This window comes from Gimesia sp. (genome assembly GCF_040219335.1).
Taxonomy (GTDB): domain Bacteria; phylum Planctomycetota; class Planctomycetia; order Planctomycetales; family Planctomycetaceae; genus Gimesia.
Genome location: NZ_JAVJSQ010000012.1, coordinates 181,126 through 203,357, shown reverse-complemented (window position 1 = coordinate 203,357; position 22,232 = coordinate 181,126). Strand labels below are relative to the sequence as shown.

Sequence of the window (22,232 nt, the reverse complement as noted above, 5' to 3'; positions counted from 1 at the left end):
TGGATTATTTATCGATGATTTGCAGTTTCATTTCGTCGGAATTGGCTTTGAGCTCGGGAGCATACATGCCCTCACCCGTAGTCGGTAAGCCACTGAACTTCCCGGGTATTTCGGCTCGCAAGCGGTAATTCAGACCATGTTTTCCGCGGGGCAGTTGCCGGATGTAAAAGACCACGCGGTCATCCCGAAATTCCTGATAGTTCCTCAGTCCGTTGTAGGAGTATCCACTGCGGAGTTCGACCGGTTCCAGACCAGCGGCGCGGAAATCTTCGAATACCAGATATTCATAGTCATTTTTGCTGTCGAAGATCAATTCCACTTCAACCAGGTCACCACTCTTGAGGGCAGTCTCACGTGTGATTTCCTGACGCTGGTATTTCTCCACACGCTGATCGACGACCTGACCTTCCGAGCCGGACGTTTTAATATCTGCCTCTTTGGGAATCAGCTGGTAATACTTGCGCTCCACTTTGACTTCCAGCCCCGTGGCTGTGATGAAGTCTTCCTTCGTGAAGTACGTCACATATGCATTGTAGTATACCGGCCCTCGCCCCTGCTTCCGAATCTCGAGACGATGGGCCCCCGCAGTCAACGCGTCACCTTCCAGAACAAACTTGTTGTCATAGGTAAACAGATCGGCGGCAGTAATTTTCACTTCTTTCTGTTTCTCACCGTCCAGGTAGACTTCGAGAGTCAGATCGGGTTGATCTTCTCCACTGGCTGTCCAGTACTCAGCCAGAGCTTCGACTGCGATCGCAGTGTCCGACACAGAACTCCAGTAGGTGGCGTGCTTGCGGTTGTTAAGCAGATACTTGACCAGCTGTACCGCTTTGGGGTTCTGCGGATCTACTTTCGACAACAGCTTCAGATAGTAGGCATTTGCTTCCACTTCATTACCGTACCAGTGCCACCACCAGTTGTTTTCTGGCAGATTAAGATAAGCGGTCTGATTTTCAGGATCCCGTACCAGGTACTGGTCCATGTTATCCATCAGCATCGCCAGCCTATCCTGACGTTCCAGCTGATGAGACGCCAGTCCCAGCATACCCAAGGCATAGACCGATAATTTAGTGCGATCCCGATACAGGAAATCATACATCTGCTCATTGGTGACGCCCTGATTGACCAGAACCAGGAACACATAGGCATCCAGGTTGGATGCATATTCTTTGTAGGGTTTCGTTTTAGCTGGTGCATTCAGAAGTTTCCGCACTTCCTGCTGCTGGTAGTTTTTCAACCACTCGACTCCGCGTTCCAAAGTGCCGGGTACCAGTGCAACATCGCTCTGCTGCGCCAGGGCCAGCCCCTGTACGACCCGGGCGGTGAAGAAGGGAGACGACCGTTCCTGCCAGCCAGAGAGCCAGCCCCAGCCGCCGTCAGACAGCTGCATACTGGTCAAATCTGCGACGCCCTGCTTCACGATCAAATCCACCTCAGCCTGATTGAAGATCGGATTCTGACCATAGCGTTTCCACTGTTCAGCCCGTTTCTGATCATCGCCAATTTCCTGGGCATTCAGATTGGTCCGTTTCCGCTCGATCTCCTGTAGATCCAGCCCCATTCGTTTCAGAATGTTCTGGGTCATCACGGTTGGCAGAAAACGATATAGGGTACAGTCTGTAGTTTTATGGGGGTTGTAAATCAGATAAGGCAGTGCATCGACCATCGCTCCTGCCAGTGAGGGAGAATAACGCAGTTCCAGGCGACTGAGTTCAGTCGTCCGCTGACCGGGAATCTGAAAACTGATCTGGGCCGATGTATCGCCAGGACGAATACTGCCGGTAAAGGATTCTGTTTTTAAAATTCCGTGTACTTTGACCGGGAAGGTCATCTGCATCGCATCGGATTCCTCATCGGTCAGTGCTTTCATGCGAATCACAGCAAAACCGGCCCGTGAGGCTTTAACCCGCCAGTCAATCCGTTTCTCGCCATTGGCATCAATCGTCACCGTCTGAGTCAGTTCATCCAGCGGTTCCAGCGCATCGCCGTCCAGTTCGAGCACCACTTTCACATCCTTGGAGGTCTTCAGATAGTTATGCACGTTCGCACTCAGCACGACTTCATCAGTCTCTGTAAAGAACCGGGGAGCCTGGAGCCGAATAATCAGATTTTTACGAGTAACAACTTCTCGCTGACCTTCACCTACCATGGTCCCTGCGCCCATTGACCAGCTGCGAATCTTCCAGCTGGTCAGATTCTCGGGCATCTTAAAGGAGACCTCAGCTAAACCATTCTGGTCCGTATTGATCGCGCCATTCCAGAAGGCGGTATCTGCGAAATTCTGACGAACGGCTGGTTCGACTACAGCTGAAGATCCTGCCGAAGCCACAGAAGCATCTGCCTGTAACTCACTTGCCTTTTCTTCGGCAGGGGCCAGGCTGAGGGGGACTCCCGCCATGGGAGTTGCTCTGCCAGACTTCATAGCTGGTAAGACACCCGGCCCCGGGCCTTCCATGACCCCGAATTGATCCGATTTATCAGCATTCGCAGGCATCAGATTTCCAAAAGTCCCCAGCACCTGCATGCCGACTTCACCTTGCTTGAGCAGGTTATGAAAACTCCGACTGAGGCTACTATAGGTCAAAGGGTGATGTGAGCGTTTCCATTTCCAGAAGAACGATTTGATGTCACTCACATTCGAACCGCCGCTGATGTACTCCACACTCTTGTCGTAGACACTGACCACCAGGGAACCTTCAACCGGATTTCCTTCTGCATCGGTCACTTTCAGCTTCACGGTCGCGTCCTGACCGGGCTTATATTCGGTTTCAGAAGATTCGACTTCCAGATTGACCACCCGTTTTTCTGGTGGAACAGCAATTTCACGTGCTTCGGTAAATACCTGCCCCTGGTGAATTGTCACAGCTTCCACAAACAGGTTTGGCAGATCCTTGCGCGTCAGGTCCAGCTCATAAGTGGTGCTTTTTCCAGCAAGTTTGAGCACCTGAGGTTTCTGATAGATTCCATTCACAGGACGCAAGAACAAAAGAACGGTGCTACCCGGCTGATTCGTATTGATCAACAGACGAACTTTTTCCCCCGGCTGGTAATTTTTCTTTTCGACAATTATTTCCAGGTCATTGAAGCGATACTCCTTGCCGTCAAATCCTTCACCTCGGATCGTGAACAGGGAACCCCCTTCTATCTGTTTGCCCTGCCTGTCAGTCACAACACAGGCAACTCGATATTGTCCGGCCTGAGTCGCGGACAGTTTTTGAGTGATTGTGCCGTCCTCCTGGGAATTTACATCCCATTCCTGGACCGCCGTTTCCTGTGGCTCCCCCTGTTGATTGTAGGTAATGCGGTATAACACGATCTTCCCGGTTCCCTGGACCGGTTTCTGATCGAGTGTCTGTGCCTTGAAGCTGGCCGTCATCGAATCGCCAACCCGGTAATAACCCCGATTCATCCAGGCAAACACTTTGAAGGGTTCACGGGCTACCAGTACCGATCCTTTTCCCACGATTGTACGCCGAGACTCGTCAACGACTTCAGCGGTAATTTCATATCGATGGTCTTCATCGCCGTGAATCGCTTTCGCTAGCGCTGTATCGATCGCGATTTCAACCTCACCATTGCTGCCAATTGGAACCGTATTCGACATGACAACTTCTGGTGGTGCAGAGCGACGATGGATCCACCACGGACCGGGGGCAATACATCCCCAGCGGCCCCATCCGGGATACCAGGGATGATCACCGGTAAACCACCAATAACCGGATCCGTACAACCAGTCCCAGGGATCATAGGGATACCAGTGCTGCTCATAAGAGGTTCGCGTTACTTTGTATTTGACTTCCGCGTTGATCACTGGACTGCCAAAATAGTACTTTGCCTTAATTTTGGCTTTAATAGTATCTCCCAGTGCCACGGGTTCATCAGGTGCCTCGACCGAGACTTCATATTCCGGCTTCTTATATTCCTCAACGCGGAACGAGAACGATGAAGCAAATCTGCGATTTCGGTTTTTCCCCGGTGGAAAATCATATTTAACTTCGACCACAAAACTGTAGAAACCCAGAGCAGCATCTTGGGGAATCTCCCACTCCCCGTTTGCACCGCCGTATTCGTCGGTCGTCAGCGTTTTTTCAAAGATCTGTTTCTGATCTCGCCCGATCAGCTTTAAAGTAACCTCACGTTGATCAAACAGGGCTTCTTCAGATTTTGAAAGATCATAACCCACGTTCCGGACCCAGAATTTATAATCAACCTTCTGGCCGGGACGGTAGACGGGACGATCGGTGATCCCATAAATCTTGTTGACCTGATACTCTTCCTGGGGGGACCGCTGGTACCAGAAGCGATCGAACCCCTGGTAAGCAAATCGACCTGACTTTGTACGAGCGATGGCAATCCATTGAAACTCGCGTTTCAGCAGATTCTCTTCAGGAAATGCCTGACCGTTTTCATCGGTCTGCTCTGCAAAACTGGCTGTCAGAGTCTGTCGCTGATTACGGGCGACGTATTTGTTCTGATATCCAAAAAACTCCAGATTCGCATTCGGCACCGGTTGGCCACTGCGGGCATCAGCCACATAATAGAAGGTTCGGTCAGCCATCCGCTTGTGCACGATGACGGTATCGTCCAGCCAGACAACAATCCGACTGGTATTTCCGTCTTCCATTTTCGCGATCAGCAGATATGCTCCGGCATTCTGCAGCGGTGTGGCGACAGTCACACGACGGTCCCGGTGTCCTGCCAGCGGTTCCAGTTTCATATCCCAGCGAGAAACCAGTGCTCCCTGATATTTTTTCTGCTGTTCCTGAACCAGACGATATCCCAGGTTAGAAATATTGATTTTATTCCAGTCCAGGCGGTCCGGATGTGACTTGAGATAGTCTTTGACATCTTTCAACAATGCAGCAACGTTAATCTCATACGCCTCAAAATGGACCTGCGTACCGTTCCGGAAACGATAATCGACCTTAGCCCCCTGACCTGCCGCCTGTGTCTGGGTGGGTGCGAATTCTCCCCAGTTGCCAACAATCTGCTTCAGGTGCTTCTGTTTATTCTGCCCGGGATCACCATACTCTTGAATATTCTGCTGCAGGTATTTAGCAGCTTCTGGATACTGTCTCCGGTTTTCGAAGACACTCGTCAATTGAGCCAGTGCGTTTTCCGCCTGGTTGCTTTTACCCAGTGAGATCACCTTCTGATACAGCAGAATATAATTCTGATCGGCTGGCAACTCGAAGCGCTGAATCCCCGTTGCCAGACGTGCGAGGGTTTCGGATTCTTTCAGACTCTCCAGAGAATACGGATTAACCTGCTCTTCTTCTTTGGCATCGTCCCTTGCGCGAGGCCGGTACAGCAGGGGGAAGTATTGCTGCAGGGTCTGAACACCAAACTGACTGCGGGTAAAATTCGCGACTCCCAGAAGCACACGCCCTTCCCGCCCGGGCTCCTGTTTGACTGATTCCGCCAGCATCCAGCGCCAGCGTTCTCCATCATTAGCCGCTCCCTCCCAGGACTCGGGCACTCGATAGTAAACGGGCTTGCCATTCGCATCCACGGGCGCCCCTTCCGGCCCTCCGCTGGGTTCACCACGAAACCAGTTGCCAGGTTCGGCCCCGACGCTCTGGTAGTCTGGGGTTGCCTCTAGATCAGTCAAAATCTGAAGCTTCCAGGCAGCGCGCCCCTGACGGCCTGACATCAGGTATCTGGCATAGTCGGCATAAATCTGGGCTGCGAGCGCTGGATCATTGGATGAATTCAATTCCTCCACCGCCTGACTCATTAACTGCAAGGCCCGGAGTCGGTCCTGTTCCCGTGTATTCACATATCGATTGCCGCCCCGCTGGTGACCGCGGATGAACTCACCATCGATGATATATCCAAAATAAGGTCCCTGAATCAGTGTTTCTGCAAGACTGGAGAGAACCAGCGGTTCGTCGCTGTGTACTTTGAGAATCGCATCTCGAAACGCATCGATTTCACTGACGCGATTCAATCGCTGCAGACACTGGATGCCTGCCTGCAGATCATGCACCACTTCTGTTGCTGAACTGTCCTGTCGGGTTGCCAGCTTCTGGTACAGCTCCCAGGCATCCCGGTAGTTTCCCTGTTTCTGATAGGAATCTGCCAGCGAACGGGCTTCGGGCGAACTTTTTTCTGCCGCAAAGAGATAAACTCCCAGCGAGGTCAGGCTAACCAGCATGCATGACCAGAGAAGGTGTTTTTTTATGGATAACTTTAACATTGCAGGACCTGTATCAAGATGTGTTTAATTTTGAAGTGCTTCAGACGGGAATCATAATATTTCGCGTTGGTTTGACGAACGGAATTCCCGCCGAGTTCCCGAAATTCTCATAATTTTCAAGCCATACAGAAAAACAAGGTAGGAGAAACCAGTGGATTACTGCATAATCCTGAATCAAATTGATCTTCCTGCATGTATTATGCTTCCTGGCGCTCGAGAGACTCTTCGATGGACTGGATTACAGCCACAATCTCACTTACCGGTTACCTGATTACGCTGGCGCTGATTCCCCACATCCTGCTGCAGAAGAAACGACACCCCGTCTCCACTGTTTCCTGGATTCTCAGTATTCTGCTGCTCCCCGGTCTGGGTGGTATCATTTATCTCTTCTTCGGAATCAACCGCGTTCAACGGCGTTCCAGATCCAAAGAGCGGGCCAATCAGTCGCTGGCTCCCAAACTCCCTCAGATAATTCAAAACCAATTGCTATCCAACGATGAGTACCTGGTCCTGAATCAAAATCTGATGCGGCTTGCACAGAACATCGCCCATACCGTGCCCACTTATGGCAACAGTATCGAACTGTTGACAGATACGAACCGCACTCTGGGCCTGATCAAACAGGCGATTCTGAACGCCCAACATTCCCTGCACCTGGAATACTATATCTGGCAACCCGATCAATCAGGTACGATGCTGCGCGATCTTCTGATCGAAAAAGCAAAAGCAGGCGTTGAAGTTCGATTTCTCTATGATGGTTTCGGGTCAATGAATCTCAGGAACCACTTTTTCAAGCCGATGATTGCCGCAGGAATTCAGGTCGCGCCCTTCTTGCCCGGTGCTTCAATTCGCGAACGCTGGTCGATCAATCTTCGTAACCATCGCAAAATTGTGATTGTCGACGGGAACGTAGCATTCACCGGTGGTATGAACATCGGAGATGAATATCTGGGGCTGCATCAGAATCTTGGCTTCTGGCGCGATACCCATCTCAAAATTGAAGGTCCCGAAACACTGCAACTGCAACAGGTGTTTGCAGAAGACTGGTTCTTCGCCACCGGAGAAGCATTGACTCATTCGCAGTATTTTCCTCATCCGGAAACCGATGGGAACGTCACAGCACAGACGCTCTGTTCCGGGCCGGAAAAAAATGCAGATGTTTTCCTGACTCTGATGTTTGCCGCTATCAACGAAGCCCGCGAGAGTCTGTTACTGACGACGTCTTATTTCGTCCCGCCAGAATCTTTAACAACCGCGCTGGAATCAGCAGCGCGACGGGGAGTTCATGTCAGGCTGCTGGTTTCAGGCAAGTCAGCAAATCCCTCGACCGTACATGCCGGCCGTTCCTATTACGATTCCCTGCTCGATGCCGGCGTGGAAATCTACGAGTACAACAAGGGAATCCTGCACTCGAAAACGCTCACGATCGATGGCTGCTGGTCCCTCGTGGGGACCGCCAATTTTGATTCCCGCAGCCTGATTCTCAATTTCGAAGTCGGACTGGCAATCTATGACCGCAAGTTTGCCCAGCGACTGAGAGAAACCTGTGAGCAGGACCTGCTGGATGCCATCAGAATCACTGAGGCTGAGTGGGACCAACGAAGCAGACTGGTAATTTTAAAACAGAATATCTATCGCCTGTTTGCGCCCGTCATGTAACAGCACGCCTATCGCGTTGTATGTCGATATGCTTCTGATGCACCTTCAGGCAGTCGGGACAGATAGCGAATTAGCTGAACGGCCTCGGCTTTCGTCAGTAGATTCAGCAGTCCATCCGGCATTGACGATTTCTTGACGGGGATGATCTCATCCACGTCCTTCTTTTTAATGAGCTGTCGTTTGCCTTCGCTGGTCAGCAACATAATCTCATCGGGTCCCGCTGCGCCCATCATGCCGGTATGAGACTTACCGGCACTGGTAATGATGGTAAACGTGGGATATTCTTCGGAAACGAAATGGGAAGGAAAGATGGTTGCCTGCAGGATTTCCTTCTGCTGGAAACGCCTGCTGACATGAGTCAGATCAGGTCCAATTTTCTCGCCTGATTTTCCAAAGAGATGACATTTGACGCAGGTCGCTTTGACAAAAGCCTCTGCCCCCAGCTGCAGATTGACCGGTTTTGTCGACTCGTTCTTCAATTCTTTCAACAGGCCGGCATATTTCCAGCGGCTGTCCTCTGATTCCACAGGAAGTTCTGCGGGAAGTTCGTCCGGATATTTTAGAGCAAACCATTTCTGCCAGGCCACGAGCGGAGAAGAAGCAGCTTCTCCCGACTGTTCGGGATGTTGTCCAGTCCAGTGCTCCAGCAGTTTCACTGCAATCGCCTGCCCCTCAGGATTCTGCTGCAGCCCGACCAGAATCACCTGCCGAATCCATTGTGCTTTGTTGGATCGCCTGTGAAAACGGGTCAATGCCTGCATCACAGCCCGGGCCTGTTTTCCTTCGACGATATTCAACGACCGTACCAGAATCCGCCAGTCGGCGTCCCGTCGCTGATTCTCCTGTGAATACCAGCTGATCGCCTCAGCCACATCATTTCGTCGCTCGGGATAGGATTCGAAAAGTTCATGCAGGTAGATCAAAGTCGGTTCGTCCGCAATGCGTCCCATGGCAATCAACAGCGCATTGAGCTGTTGCGCTACCCGAGGATCATTCTGCTTCTGTTTCTGTAACTTGATCTCCAGATCGCGTAAAGCAGGCAGCTCTGCACCGGTAATGCGTTTCAGAGGTTCTCCTTCCACCAGAATCTGATAGTCACCATCCGCGACTTCATACAACCAGGTGTTTTCCAATCGCTCAATTTGTACGGAGATCTCTGGTGAACCGGCATGGAGAGGTGTGTGAAGATCCGCTAACAGCGAGAGACTCAGTACTGTGCAGATCAGAAACGTTTTGCCAGGGAAATTCATAAAGGGTCCCGGATTAAAAAGACATTTCAATAATTATTGGACTCTTTAATCTTACTGAAGGAAACCCGCTTCACACTATGCTCCTTTTCCGTTTTTGTTTAAAATTCGAACAGGTATATCCGATTAATTACACTTTTCAGGGACGAACCATGATCCTTACACAACTGATACACAACCTTCGTCAGCAAAGCCTGTTTCGCACCGCTTTTGTTTGCAGCCTGCTGCTATTCACATTCAGCTGCTCGACACAGGAAAGCCAGGAAACGACAAAAACTGAGCCGCAGCCCGAAGCTGCTCCCTCCGAGACAGCCACTCCCGAAGCCAAACCTGCAAAGACGGAAGAAATCACACTGACGTTAAGCGATGCTTCCGGTTTTGAAGAGATCCTCAAGCAACAGCAGGGTAAAGTCGTTCTGGTTGATTTCTGGGCGACCTGGTGTATTCCCTGTGTCAAGAATTTTCACCATACAGTGGAATGGAATCAGAATCTCGCCGATCAGGGGTTGAGTGTCATCTCGGTCAGCATGGATGAATCAGACGAGGCAACCCAGAAAGCGGTTCGCGAATTTCTCGAAAAACAGAAAGCGCAATTCACTAACGTCCTGGCGACCGCTGCCGATGACAAGGATCCGATGGAGACCTTTGGAATCGATGACGGTGCGCTCCCGCATTACCGTATCTACGACCGCAGTGGGAAACTGGTTAAGAAATTCTCTTTTGCAGACCCCAGCCAGGAAATCACGCAGGCAGATATTAAAGCAGCTATCGAAGCAGCCCTGAAACAGAAACCGGAATAAGACATTCCCCAGTCCGAGTTTATTGCATGTTTCAAAAGCTCTGGTCGACTTGCCTGGATGAAGTTGTTGGTTTCTATCTCCTGCATCGGTTCTTCTACTACCAAAAGCAACCGCTGGAGATCTCAAATGCACGTGAAACCACTCCGGAACTCCAGAGTGGCGAGTTAGACCAGTTTTTTTCTCCGAAACCGGATCCAGCCCAGCTGGAGTATCAGTCCGAGTTACGTCCGGCTTCCAAGACTACATTCCCCTCTGCGGAAGTAAAAGACTTCGGGTTTCAGTCCTGTGTGACCAGCGGTTTTCCTGAAAACGACCACGTTAAAGGTCGCCATTGGAAATCGACCGTTCAATCCACGCAGAGAAACATCCCGGAACGTCTGACCGTTGTCGCCGTTGATGGAATTGTGCAGTTGGGTGTCCGCAGCTTTAACAGACTGGCGGAACGCTTAACACCTCACGGCATCGATGTGGTCATGCTGGACAGCCCTTTTAATTTCCGTCGCACTCCCCCGGGATACCGACCTGGTCAGTTAATTGCAGGGGGAAATATCGACCACCAGTTGATGGTCGCCCGGCAGGGAGTTCTGGATCTCTGGAGTCTGATTCTGACACTCCAGTCTCAGGGACGTCGAATCGGCCTGATGGGCATCAGTCACGGGGCCTGGTTAACACTGACTGCGACTCTGCTGGTGGAAAACCTCGCATTCGCGAATGCGATTACGCCTCCTGTGGATCTCTTGCGAATCCTTGACGAAGGGGGCACTGTAGTGAATGCAATCCGCCGCGGCGCAAGCCACGATCCGCCTGAGGAATCACAACTGGAAACGCTTTGTAAACCACTGCGGTTGAATCAGTGGCAACCATTGTTATCTCCGGATCAGATTCAATTGCATATCGCCGACTTTGATCGCTTTGTACCCTCACTGCGGATCGCAGAGCTGGCAGAACAATGGGGCACCAGGGTCTCGCATCACAAACTGGGACACATTGAAGCGACCACGGGGCCTAAAGTCGTCTATCAGGTCGCAGAAGAGATTCTAAAGCGCTATCAATAAATGCAGTGACGCTGTCAGTAATCTACTCGCTCACTGACCGCTCCCTGGGCTCAGAACTCTTTTCGATATAACCTGCACAATCCGTATGGTTTTCGCACTGTTCCCGACTTTTCGTGAGAACGTGTTGAGAAAAAGCATCATGTTGCTTCCTGGCAACCTATCTTTGATAGAAAGGCTGGTTGAAGACTTTTGCTCTTTTAACAGTGGACTTGAACCAGTTTTCAGTGGGCCTGTAATCTTCAATCTCCCCTGTGAGATAAACCGATTTCATCCGTCCCTATTGTAGAAACCGTTTTGAGACCATTCAAAACAGGTCATTGCCAAGGAAGAAACAATGCAGGTACGAGTTCGTGATCTGATGACCCAGAGTCCGGTCAGTGTGCCACTGGGAACGACTCTTCAGCAAGCCGCCCGGCGCATGATCGAAGCAGAATCGCCTGAAGTTTACGTGACTGACCATCAAATGCGACTGGTCGGAATTGTCCCCGAGTACAATTTTCTGAAACAGAAATTGCAGCTCGCTGACATGAATGCTCCCGTTGAATCAATCATGCATGTTCAACTGGAAACCCTCTCACCGGATGATGATGCTCTGCTCCAGGCTCCCCTGTTCCGCGATCGTCGCAACAGCTGTATGCCTGTGACTGACGAAGGACTGCTGATCGGGAAACTGAACTGCCGCGATCTGTTCCGCCTGATGCTGACGCTGGATGAAATACACTGCGATTCAGAGCAGGAAACTAAAGTCTCTTCCACGACGGAAATTCATTCCTCAACGCACGACATCAATCCACCTCACCTGAATCGAGTCAATTCACACCGCCAGTTGTTACAGTTGCATGGTCTGATTGAAGATTAGTCAAAAAGACCTCACAGCACCTTTTATTTTATTGTGTGGCTTTGAGGTCAATGCCCATATCTTTGAACAGTAAGATCATGTCATCCCAGACGTTCTTCTTAGCGGATGGATTTCTCAGCAGGTAAGACGGATGGTAGGTGCAGACGACTCTGGCCCGGCCATATTCGTAAAACTGCCCGCGCATCTTGCCAATCGGAAGCTCTGAGTGCAGCAGATTCTTTGCAGCCACAGAGCCCCAGCAGACGATGTAATCCGGATCGACAATCTCAATCTGAGCATCGAGAAAGCCTCGACAGTTTGCCGCTTCCTGATCGGAAGGATTCCGGTTTCCAGGGGGCCGACACCTGAGAATATTCGCAATATAAATCTCGCTGCGCTTCATCTGGCAGGCTTCGATAATTTTATCCAGCAGCTTCCCTGCCCGTCCGACGAAGGGTTCTCCCTGTTTGTCTTCATCCGCCCCGGGTGCCTCACCGATAAACATGATTTTCGCACTCGGATTCCCGACTCCAAACACGGTCTGAGTGCGTGTCTCAGCCAGTTCCGGACACTTCCGACATTGAGAGACTTCCTCAGCCACAATATCCAGTTGTGCCTGGCGATCTGCCTTGGAAAGTCTCGATTTCGTTGTTCGGGGCACGCTCATATCCTTTCGCGGGTCTGCGGTCTCTACAACCGGTTCAACAACATGTTCTACTGTTGGCTCTGGCGGAGAGATCGATGTGCGTTCTGGTGGAGTCTCGGGCTCAACGGGGCGTATTCGTAGCGGCGTTTTTGTTTCAGTGACAGCAGGTGCAACAACTTCTGCAGGCGCAGAAAGCACGGGCGCCGGCTCGACGTGTTTGATATGCGTCAGCCCGGAACGCTGCCAGCTTTCCATAAACTGACGTACGGCCCGTTGTGCCCGCTGTTGTTCCTGATCAGACATCTGCTTTCGACCAATCCTTTAATGCTTAACCTTGCAACCGGGAACCGCTTCCTTGAACTTCTTGATCCCGTCATCTGTCACCTGGGTGAAGCTGACCTGCACTTCCTTGAGATTCTTCAAGGCTGTGAGTTTCTGTAATCCTTCATCACCGATTTCCGTTTTACTCAAGTTCAGATATTCCAGTTTTTTCAGTGGCAGGAGATGCTCCAGACCTGCATTGGTAATTTGAGTACCTTCCAGGTTCAGCCGATTCAGATCGGTAAATCCAGAGACCACCTTCAATCCTTCATCAGTAGTTTCGGTTCCCCAGAGTCCGAGTCGGGTCAGTTTTTTCAGATCTTTGAGCTGTTCCAGCCCTTCATCCCCAATCATCGATTCATCCAGATCGAGGTAGGTCAGTTCCGTCAGTCCCGACAGATTCTTCATCCCCTCATTGGTGACGACAGTATCACGCAGATAGAGCGTCTGCAGGTTCTTCATATCTTTGATATTTTCGATACCCGCATCTGTTACAAAGTCACGACGCAGATGCAGGGCTTCCATATTGGTCATTCCCTTGAGGTGCTGGAGTCCTTCATCAGAAATTTCCGTATCATCCAGTTCCAGTGATACCAGATTCTTATCCTTGAGCAGTGCCAGCGTCTTGTCAGAGATGTTGCGTCCCCAGGTGTTCAGTCGCTGCAGGTTGGGCAGTTGAGCCACATCCTTCATGCCGTCATCGGTCACCTGAGTTGCCTGGAGCTTCAACACTCTCAGGTTTTTCATATCCTTGATCAGCGGCATTCCCTCGTCGTTGATTTCCTTATTGAAACGCAGATCGAGGTCTTTCAGCTTGGGAAACTGCGCGACTGTCTTCAGTGCATCGTTGGTAATATTGGTCGCCCGCAATGAGAGTACCTGCAGATCCTGCAGATCGGCAAGATTTTTGACCCCTGCATCACCAATGGCCGTGCTTTCCAGACTGACAAACCAGAGCCCCTTCTTTTTACCGATCTCTTCGGTCGCTGCATCGGTAAAATTTGGCCCCCAGATAATCAGCCGTTCCAGGGAAGGCAAACCAGCCAGATGCTTCAGGTCTTCGTCCTTGGCGTTTGTCCCTTTCAAATCGAGAATGAGCACCCGTCCATCGTCGGAGGTTACCATTTTCGCATCCAGGGCTTTGAAGGCTTTTACCGCTTCAGAATTATCGGGTTTTACCGTTTCTTCTTTCTCTGGCGCGGTTTTCTGTTCTTTATCTTCTGTCGGCTGTTCCTGTTTCTGCTGTCCCTGATCAGACGGAGGATTGTTAGCGGGGCAGCCGGTAAACAGACATAAACCTGTCAGAGATAGCAATATCTTATTCTTCATCCTGAGATCCCTCATAGATTTCAATTGGACACGCACTTCAGGAACCGATTTTTTGATCAATCGTGAGCTGTTTGCGAGCGTCAAGCCAGCGTTCCCTGACTCAAAAATCAAAGATTCACCAAACGCACTCACAAAACTAACAATGATCCCCAAAATAGAGCCCCGTCAGAAACATTGCAATTCAAAGCGTCTGTTTTCTGCAACTACTTGCGATTCCACGACCAGCCCCGGTATACTCAATGGCATCAACATCCATCGATGTGTCAGCTTGATTATTACCCGCCCCCTCAAACAGGCGGCTCGGAATGATCTCCGCCAGATTATGAAGGATCAATCAGTGAAACAGCGACTCCCCCTCTTCACCCTCTGTCTGCTTACCCTTGCCTCTGTTTTAACTCAGCCCTCGAATGAGCTGTCAGCGAAGGACTGGCCGACTTATCTCATGGATCGGGAACGTGCTGGTGCCACAACCGACAGTATTCAGACACCTCTGGTCCCTGTCTGGCAATACTCCGCTCCAAGTGCACCTCAGACTGGCCAGACCGATCCCGGCGAACGGGTCATCGAAGGCCACGATCTGGAATCGCGAGTCGATTTTGACGATGCCTTTCAAGTTGCGATCTCAGCAGGAAAGGTCTATTTCGGATCCTCGGTCGATCATCAGTTACGTTGTGTCGATCTGAAAAGTGGTCAGATACTCTGGCGATTCTTTACCGGCGGGCCGATTCGCCTCTCCCCGACCGTCCATCAGGCGAAAGTCTATTTTGGCTCCGATGATGGATTCGTGTATTGCCTCGACGCAGCGACTGGAAAAGAAATCTGGAAACTGCGGGCAGGGTTGAACGAAGAAATGATTATCGCCCGCGGAGAGATGGTCTCACGCTGGCCTGTCCGCACAAACGTGCTGATCGACGAGGGAATCGCCTATTTTGGTGCCGGCATTTTTCCTCATGAAAACATTTACCTGTATGCCGTTGATGCCAGTACCGGCAAAGTGATCTGGAAAATTGACAACTTGAGTCAGACCAGCGCCGGTCGCAATGAACTCTCCCCCCAGGGCTATATCCTGGCCAATGATGAATTCCTGTTTTTCCCCTCTGGTCGTTCTCTTCCCGCTGCCTTCAATAAAAAGACAGGGGAACAGGAACACAACCGATCTTACAGTTGGCGCAGCACGGCTGGTGGTGTTGTCGGAGGGACTCAGGCACTGTTAGCGGATGGTCAGATCTATTCGATGGGTGCTCACCACATTCTTGCCCTGACTCAGGACGAAGGCGACGTGGGTTTTGCCTGGATCAACGGACAACAGATGGTTGTCAAAGATGAATACGCTTATCTGGCCACCGACACGAGCCTGTTGAAAGTCAATCGGCTTGAGCATGCTAAAGGTTCTCAGAAGGCCCACGCTAATGAAATGACCATCAACGGTTTGTTCCGTAAACTGCGCAGCCTCAAAGGCGACAAAGCCACAGCGGCCCGGGATCAGATCAAGAAATTACAGGAAGAAAATAAACAATACACTCAAGCAGGAGTCATCTGGGAAAAGCCAATCGTTGCCCGTGACTCACTGATCGTGGCGGGAGATAAAGTCATCGCCGGCGGTCAGGAGCAGGTGCTGATTCTCGAAGCCGATTCCGGCAAGGTCCTGCAGACATTGAAAGTCACAGGGAAAGCCCGGGGACTGGCTGTTTCAGATGGTCAACTGGTTGTCAGCACGTCCGCTGGCGACATCATCGGTTTTGGCTCCTCAAGTACTCCGACTGAAAAGCTGACGGAACTCGATACAGTCTCCACACAAAACCCATATGTGGACAATGCTGCGTCAGCCCGTTACCAGCAGGCTGCCCAGGACATCCTGAAAAATACGGGAGTCCAGAACGGCTTCTGCCTGGTTCTGGGTGGTGAAGAGGGACAGTTGGCTTATGAACTGGCCCGCAACTCAAAGTTGAAAATCTACTGTATCGAACCCGATGCTGCCAAAGTTGCTGCAGCCCGGGAAAAACTGAGCCAGGCAGGCTACTACGGACATCGGATTACATTCCATCAGACCGAACTCTCGCCGCTGCCTTACTCACACTACTTTGCAAATCTGATTGTCTCAGACACACTGCTCAAAACAGGAAAAGTCCCCGGGATTCCCCAAGATGTCGCCACTCATGTCAAACCGCTGGGAGGCACTGTCTGTCTGGGAACCCCCGCCGACCCGAAATCAGCAACAACAGATTCAGCCAGTCTGACAGGCTGGCTCAAAGATACTGGCCTTACCGAAACCGCTGAGATTAAAACTCTGGATGGCTACGCCCTGCTCATCCGAGGGGCTCTGCCGGGGGCCGGCAGCTGGTCTCATCAGTACGCAGATCCGGGAAACACCGCCAGCAGCAAGGATCAACTCGTCAGAGGTGGTCTGGGTGTGCTCTGGTTTGGCGACCCCGGTGAAAAGAAAATGGTAAACCGCCATGAAGGTGCAGTAGGTCCGCTGGCAATCAACGGCCGCCTGTTCATTCAGGGTGAAAGCACCATTATGGCCTTCGATGCCTATAACGGACTGTTTCTCTGGGAACGTGAAAACCCTCAGGCCATCCGTACCGGTGTCTTTCAGAACCAGAACCCCGGAAACCTGGTCGCCAGTGAAGACAGCCTGTTTTTCATGATGAAGGAATATTGTTATCAACTGGATGCAGCCACGGGGAAAACAGTCAAAAAAATCCCCCTGCCCGAGCAGTTCAATGATGGCAAGCACGAATGGGGATACCTCGCCTACCAGGACGGCTTGTTGTTCGGCACAGCGACGACTCGCCAGGAACTCGCTGCCCGACAGATCCGCCGCGGTCGCAGAACTGAAGATTCAACGGATGCCGTTTTTGCAATGGACGTCAAAACAGGTAAACCTGCCTGGACCTATCAGGGAAAAAGCATCGCGCATCACACCATCGCCATTGGTCCGGAAGCCGCTTATTTTATCGACAGCTCCATTACCAGCGAGCAGCGGGCAGAGATTCTCCGTCAGGACAAATCGCACCTGAAAGATTTAACCGGGAAAGAACGGGAAATCGCAGAAGACCGCCTGAAAAAACAGGACCTGCGTTTAGCAGTCGCCCTCGACGTCAAGACGGGTAAAAAACTCTGGTCCACCCCAGTCGATGTGACTGACTGTAGCGAGATTGGCATCGGGGGTGGAAAACTTACGTTGCTCTATCAGAACAACGTTCTGCTGCTCTGTGGCGCCAATGCCAACGGACATTACTGGAAACAGTTTATCGCCGGCGATTTCTCGCGACGTCGACTCGTCGCTCTGAATGCGAACGATGGGGCACTTCTCTGGAAGAAGGACGCCAACTATCGCCATCGTCCCATCATCGTAGGTGACAAGGTGATTGCCGAGCCCTGGTCCTACGACCTCTACACCGGCCTGCAGCACATGCGGAAACACCCGCTGACTGGTAAAGAAGTTCCCTGGAGTATCATGCGGGAAGGACATCACTGCGGCATGCTGGCTGCTTCCGAAAACCTGTTGATGTTCCGTTCCGGTTTCACCGGCTTTTATGACCTGGAAAAAGACGCAGGCACCCGTCACTTCGCAGGCCATCGTACCGGTTGCTGGATCAACGCGATCCCAGCCAACGGTCTGGTCATGATCCCGGAATCGAGTGCCGGCTGTGTCTGTCTGTTTTCGATCTCTTCCACCATTGTGCTCGAACCGCGCGAAGAACGAAAACACTGGACAATTTTCAGCTCGGTCGGTCCGAAAACGCCAGTCGATCATATGGCACTTAACATGGGAGCCCCCGGCGACCGTCGGGATGCCCGCGGAACTGTCTGGATGGCATATCCGCGTCCGAAGCCCAGTCGCGAAACGGGGCTCGATTTCAAATTTGATATCAGTCCTAAATTCAATAGCGGTGGTGGCTACAACAGTCTGAATGAAATTACTCACCCTGTGAAAGAGGCAGATCCTCCCTGGATCTATACATCCTGGGCACGGGGATTGAAAGAGTGTACGATTCCACTGCTGGGTAAAAACGATGCTCCTGCAAACTATTCGGTACAACTCTCGTTCTCAGAACTGGAACCCGTCTCTGTGAATGACTCCCAGACAGCCCCCCTGTTTACGATTAAACTGCAGGGAAATGTGGTTCAGGAAGATTTCAATCCACACGGAAAACAGGGTATCCAGATACGAAAATTCGAGGGAATTCCAGTCAAAGACAATCTGCATCTCGAACTGGTCCCGCAAAACGAAGCGGCAGAGCAGATGCCGGCCGCATTAAGTGGAATTGAAATTATCCGCACAGATTCATAGACTGACTTCAGTTAAATCACTGAAGTCAGTTCTCTGAATCAAGCGAGATTACGTGAAATACCTACTCAAGTATCAATACCTCGTCGTCTTTCTGACGCTGACTGTAATCAGTTTCAGCAGGCTGAATTCAGTTCATGCCCTGGAACTAACGCTCGAACCGCCGGGAGATCGTGAGTTCGTTCGCGATCTGGCCGGTATGATCGATGAGCCGACTAAGAAAAATATCCAGGAGATCTGCGATAAACTGCTTACCGATAAGGCGACGCCGATCATTGTCGTCACCATCGATTCGATGGCTAAACATGGCGGCGCTGACATGCGGATCGAAACCTTTGCTACGATCCTCTTCAACCAGTGGCAGATTGGACATGCCAAACTGAATGATCAGGACTGGAATACCGGCATTCTGTTGCTGGTGTCCAAAGATGATCGTAAGGCACGCATCGAGTTGGGAGCCGGTTGGGGACGGGAAGACGATGCTCAATGCCGTGAAATTATGGATGACTATATCATCCCTCATTTCAAACAGGGACAGTTTTCACAGGGTATTCTGGCGGGGGTTGAAGCTCTCGACAAAATGGCGCGCAAGCTGGCAATGCCTGCCAAGCCACAGTCTGCCTGGAGCTACGTCATTGTCGCAGTCGTGATTGGCCTGGCTATTTTCACCATCGTCTCTTTAATCCGCCGCGGATCTAGTGGCTGGGCCTGGTTATTCTGGGGCGTCATCTTTGCGGTGATCGGCACGATTCTCTATCAGATGCTCACCAACCGGGGAGGTGGAGGAGGCGGTTTCAGTGGCGGCTCATTCGGAGGTGGCTTCTCCGGTGGTGGCGGTGCCACTGGCTCGTGGTAACCAGATCGTTATTCCTCAGTATCCAGATGGAAAGCTCATTTCCATGCAGAGCGCATTTAACTTTTTAACTGAAGAACAACAGAAGCAGGTCGAGCAGGCCGTTGTTGACGCTGAGGGTAAGACATCCTGTGAGATTGTGCCCGTAGTGGCAACCGCTTCAGGGCGCTACGATCGTCCGGAGGACGTTGTGGGGCTCTGGTTGACCGTACTCACAGCACTAGGCTTCTGGTATTTCTTTCCCCGAATTGAGGGACAGGCAGGTGACTGGGGTGGTTTACCCGTCATTGTCGAACTGATCCTGGCAGCACTTGCGATGGTCATCGCGTTTATTCTGGGTGCGATTGCCGGAAGCCGTATCGGCTGGCTCCGCCGTCTGTTTACACCCCGGCAACAAATGCAGGATGAAGTCGCCGCCCGTGCCCGAGAGATCTTTTTCGATAAGCGCGTCCATCACACCGAGGGGGGAACCGGAGTACTCATCTACATTTCCCTGTTTGAGCATGTGGCAGTGGCACTGGCTGACCAGGCGGTCATCGACAAACTGGGGCAGACTTTCATTGATCAGATCTGCCAAAAACTGACAGCAGGTCTCCACTCAGGGAAGGCAGCTGAAACGATCTGTGAAGTCATTCGAGAAATCGGCGAACAGGCAGCTAAGTCCCTGCCTCGCGCCTCTGATGATAAAAACGAACTGCAGGATGCCCTGGTTCTGATTGACTGACACAGCCCCAAGGTAGACGCCTGATGTAAGCCATTAAATATTGGTCGGTTGCAACTTAACGGCTGTCGACTTCCTCGGAAAACTGGTATAATGTCAGTAATGAGCCATTAAAACTCAGCAAGAATCAATCTAACCCGTTGATCTTTGTTTTCAAGAGAATGATCCAAAGTAAGGAACCATGACCATGACCAACCGCAATCGCATGGACGAACTAATCAGTGCGCTGCAACAACAACGCGATGAACTGGCCCTCAAAATTCATCTGGGTAAGAAGGAAGCTCAGGACGAGTGGGATCAGGTCACCGGTCGGTTTGATAAATTAAAAGACGATTATAAACCGATGAAAGATGCCGTCTCAGAATCAGCAGGTGGAGTGGCCGACGCGCTGTGGAATGTCGGCAAAGAGATCCAGGAAAGTTTCCAGCGAATTCGTAAGTCACTCTGATCCTGATTTATTCAGGTAACGCTTTAAGCCAGATTGAATTCAGTCGCAGCCCCTGAATCCCCTCGGGGGCTGCGGCACGAATTGTGAGATTCTGTGCTCCCTGCGACAGATTCAGTGTGCCCGCCTTGGATTTCATGAAGACATTTTGGCTCGTCGTCATAGGTAGCTTACACTTCAGGCTCTGATCTCCCACGGTTAGTTTCAGTGTACCGCTTGTAACGGATACTGAACGATATCCATAACTGAGTTCGACCGCATAACGGCCTGGCTTCAGTACGTCCAACTGCCAATGAGCGGTGCTCTTGTTGGATTTCCAGCCATCAAGGGTATCCCAGTCATATCCGTCGAACGAATATTCGAGTCCGTCACCATCAATGATGGCCCAGCTCGGCTGTAACTCGACGACCGTTTCCGTAGGATCTCCCACAGGGATCGCAGCCGGCTGATATTCCTGCCCCTGAGTCACATCATCGAACCAGCGGTGAAACTCATTTCGCAGGCGGGAAGCCTCTTCGGGGTATTTCCGGGAGACGTCCTTAGTCTCACCTGGATCTGCTGTGAGGTCATACAACTGACCAGCCGGCTCCTGCTGTTTCTTTTTGCCTTGAGGATCGTGTCCTACCAGCTTGAATCGTGGACCATGAATCGACCAGCGATGCCAGGGGTTCGGTGTGTAACGATCCCAGGTGTGATACAGGTACTCGTGAGGCGACTCACCTCCCCCCTGCTGCATGAGAGACAGGATGGATTTTCCATCAAGGTCAACACCTTCGGGAATACTGACTCCCGCCAGTTCGCAGAACGTGGGAAACAGATCAATCTGAGCCACCAGCGCGTCGGTCTGTTTTCCTGCTGGAATCTTACCGGGCCAGCGGACGACGAAAGGCACTCGCGTCCCCCCTTCATAGGCACTCCCCTTGCTTCCTTTAAGGCCCGCCTTGAACGCCTTACTGACGCCGCCATTGTCACTGGTATAAATCACCAGGGTCTCTTCATCCAGTCCCTGTTCCTTCAGCATTTTGAACAATCGATCGAGATTTTGATCGATGCGTTCCACCATTCCGTAGATGCGTGCCTCTCGGAGAGGTAGCCCCTTGGCGAGGTATTTCTCAATCAGCTTGTCTCCCTCCGGTTGACCGAAGTGAGTCGTATCCAGCAAAAAGGGAGAATGCGGTGCATTGAAGGCCAGAAAACAGAAGAAAGGCTGCTCCTGATCTCGTTTGATAAAATCGATTGCGGCTTCGGTAAACAGATCAGTAACATAGCCGCGCGTTTCGACCGGTTGCCCGTTAACCACCACCTGGTCTGGATTCGAATAGCGTTCGATATGACCATGGTAATGACCGAAGAAATGATCGAAGCCCCTCCGGTGCGGCTGATATTGAGAATAACGCCCGAGATGCCATTTACCGAACAGAGCGGTCCGATAGCCGGCTGATTTGAGCACCTGTGCGATCGTCGTTTCACTCCGCCCCAGCGTATCGCCACCAAAACGGGTGTTATAGAGTCCGGTCCGCAGATAATGTCGCCCCGTCATCAATCCGGCGCGTGTGGGAGCACATACCATGTTCGCATGGAAGTGTGTGAACGTGACCCCTTCCGCCGCCATCTGTTTTAAAGCAGGCGTTTCGATGTGAGGGTTGCCAGCAACTTCAGTGTCCCAGTATCCTTGGTCGTCAGCCATAATCAACAGGATATTGGGCCGTTTGATCGGTTCCTGTGCCTGGGCATATTCCAGAGACATCAGACAGATCAGACCGAAAACCGCAGTCAGGAGCAAACGTCGTAAATTCATGAAAACAGCCTCAGTCTTGGTGTT

General features: G+C 51.4%; 13 protein-coding genes. 8 read left to right on the top strand and 5 right to left on the bottom strand.

The window, feature by feature from the left end:
* Positions 1-4: 4 nt before the first annotated feature.
* On the bottom strand, positions 5-6,157 hold the full coding sequence (locus RID21_RS11280) for an alpha-2-macroglobulin family protein (RefSeq protein ID WP_350188967.1): 6,153 nt from the start codon (positions 6,155-6,157) through the stop codon (positions 5-7).
* Positions 6,158-6,427: 270 nt separating this feature from the next.
* On the opposite strand from RID21_RS11280, the gene cls reads away from it, so the two are divergent.
* Positions 6,428-7,858 carry a cardiolipin synthase gene (gene cls / locus RID21_RS11275; RefSeq protein ID WP_350188965.1) on the top strand — a complete coding sequence of 477 codons (1,431 nt, stop codon included), beginning with the start codon at positions 6,428-6,430 and terminating at the stop codon, positions 7,856-7,858.
* A gap of 8 nt (positions 7,859-7,866) precedes the next feature.
* Here the strand turns inward: cls and RID21_RS11270 are convergent, their stop codons facing one another.
* Positions 7,867-9,108 (bottom strand): hypothetical protein, encoded by a 1,242-nt coding sequence (locus RID21_RS11270; RefSeq protein WP_350188963.1) that lies wholly within the window; start codon positions 9,106-9,108, stop codon positions 7,867-7,869.
* A gap of 149 nt (positions 9,109-9,257) precedes the next feature.
* Here RID21_RS11270 and RID21_RS11265 point away from each other — a divergent pair, with 149 nt between their 5' ends.
* The 3 genes from RID21_RS11265 to RID21_RS11255 all read left to right on the top strand — a co-directional run bounded on the left by RID21_RS11265 (position 9,258) and on the right by RID21_RS11255 (position 11,819).
* Positions 9,258-9,905, top strand: a complete 648-nt coding sequence (locus tag RID21_RS11265; RefSeq protein ID WP_350188960.1) for a TlpA family protein disulfide reductase — start codon at positions 9,258-9,260, stop codon at positions 9,903-9,905.
* A 26-nt stretch (positions 9,906-9,931) separates the two neighbouring features.
* Positions 9,932-10,960, top strand: a complete 1,029-nt coding sequence (locus RID21_RS11260) for an alpha/beta hydrolase family protein (protein ID WP_350188958.1) — start codon at positions 9,932-9,934, stop codon at positions 10,958-10,960.
* A gap of 334 nt (positions 10,961-11,294) precedes the next feature.
* Entirely contained in the window at positions 11,295-11,819 is a 525-nt protein-coding gene (locus tag RID21_RS11255; RefSeq protein ID WP_350188956.1) for a CBS domain-containing protein, read from the top strand.
* A 28-nt stretch (positions 11,820-11,847) separates the two neighbouring features.
* On the opposite strand, the gene RID21_RS11250 is transcribed toward RID21_RS11255, so the two are convergent.
* Both RID21_RS11250 and RID21_RS11245 read right to left on the bottom strand, forming a co-directional pair.
* Positions 11,848-12,747, bottom strand: coding sequence for a uracil-DNA glycosylase (locus RID21_RS11250; RefSeq protein ID WP_350188954.1), 900 nt, complete (start codon positions 12,745-12,747; stop codon positions 11,848-11,850).
* Between the two features lie 18 nt (positions 12,748-12,765).
* A complete protein-coding gene (locus RID21_RS11245; protein WP_350188952.1) occupies positions 12,766-14,094 on the bottom strand; it encodes a leucine-rich repeat domain-containing protein in 1,329 nt (442 codons plus the stop codon).
* Positions 14,095-14,431: 337 nt separating this feature from the next.
* On the opposite strand from RID21_RS11245, the gene RID21_RS11240 reads away from it, so the two are divergent.
* The 4 genes from RID21_RS11240 to RID21_RS11225 all read left to right on the top strand — a co-directional run bounded on the left by RID21_RS11240 (position 14,432) and on the right by RID21_RS11225 (position 20,413).
* Positions 14,432-18,394, top strand: coding sequence for an outer membrane protein assembly factor BamB family protein (locus tag RID21_RS11240; protein WP_350188950.1), 3,963 nt, complete (start codon positions 14,432-14,434; stop codon positions 18,392-18,394).
* 52 nt (positions 18,395-18,446) lie between these two features.
* The gene (locus RID21_RS11235; protein WP_350188948.1) at positions 18,447-19,247 is read left to right on the top strand and encodes a TPM domain-containing protein; all 801 of its coding nucleotides are present in this window, start codon (positions 18,447-18,449) and stop codon (positions 19,245-19,247) included.
* Positions 19,189-19,968, top strand: coding sequence for a TPM domain-containing protein (locus RID21_RS11230; protein WP_350188946.1), 780 nt, complete (start codon positions 19,189-19,191; stop codon positions 19,966-19,968). The genes RID21_RS11235 and RID21_RS11230 overlap by 59 nt, the downstream gene beginning before the upstream one ends.
* A gap of 184 nt (positions 19,969-20,152) precedes the next feature.
* Positions 20,153-20,413: a hypothetical protein gene (locus RID21_RS11225; protein ID WP_155366900.1), complete on the top strand. Its 261-nt coding sequence runs from the start codon at positions 20,153-20,155 to the stop codon at positions 20,411-20,413.
* Positions 20,414-20,420: 7 nt separating this feature from the next.
* Here RID21_RS11225 and RID21_RS11220 read toward each other — a convergent pair whose 3' ends face one another.
* Entirely contained in the window at positions 20,421-22,208 is a 1,788-nt protein-coding gene (locus RID21_RS11220; RefSeq protein WP_350188944.1) for an arylsulfatase, read from the bottom strand.
* Positions 22,209-22,232: the final 24 nt, after the last annotated feature.

Coding starts and splice junctions, on each gene's coding strand:
- RID21_RS11265 (WP_350188960.1), top strand. CDS start 9,258: ATGATCCTTACACAACTGATACACAACCTTCGTCAGCAAAGCCTGTTT.
- RID21_RS11255 (WP_350188956.1), top strand. CDS start 11,295: ATGCAGGTACGAGTTCGTGATCTGATGACCCAGAGTCCGGTCAGTGTG.
- RID21_RS11250 (WP_350188954.1), bottom strand. CDS start 12,747: ATGTCTGATCAGGAACAACAGCGGGCACAACGGGCCGTACGTCAGTTT.
- RID21_RS11245 (WP_350188952.1), bottom strand. CDS start 14,094: ATGAAGAATAAGATATTGCTATCTCTGACAGGTTTATGTCTGTTTACC.
- RID21_RS11220 (WP_350188944.1), bottom strand. CDS start 22,208: ATGAATTTACGACGTTTGCTCCTGACTGCGGTTTTCGGTCTGATCTGT.
- cls (WP_350188965.1), top strand. CDS start 6,428: ATGGACTGGATTACAGCCACAATCTCACTTACCGGTTACCTGATTACG.
- RID21_RS11260 (WP_350188958.1), top strand. CDS start 9,932: ATGTTTCAAAAGCTCTGGTCGACTTGCCTGGATGAAGTTGTTGGTTTC.
- RID21_RS11280 (WP_350188967.1), bottom strand. CDS start 6,157: ATGCTGGTTAGCCTGACCTCGCTGGGAGTTTATCTCTTTGCGGCAGAA.
- RID21_RS11270 (WP_350188963.1), bottom strand. CDS start 9,108: ATGAATTTCCCTGGCAAAACGTTTCTGATCTGCACAGTACTGAGTCTC.
- RID21_RS11225 (WP_155366900.1), top strand. CDS start 20,153: ATGACCAACCGCAATCGCATGGACGAACTAATCAGTGCGCTGCAACAA.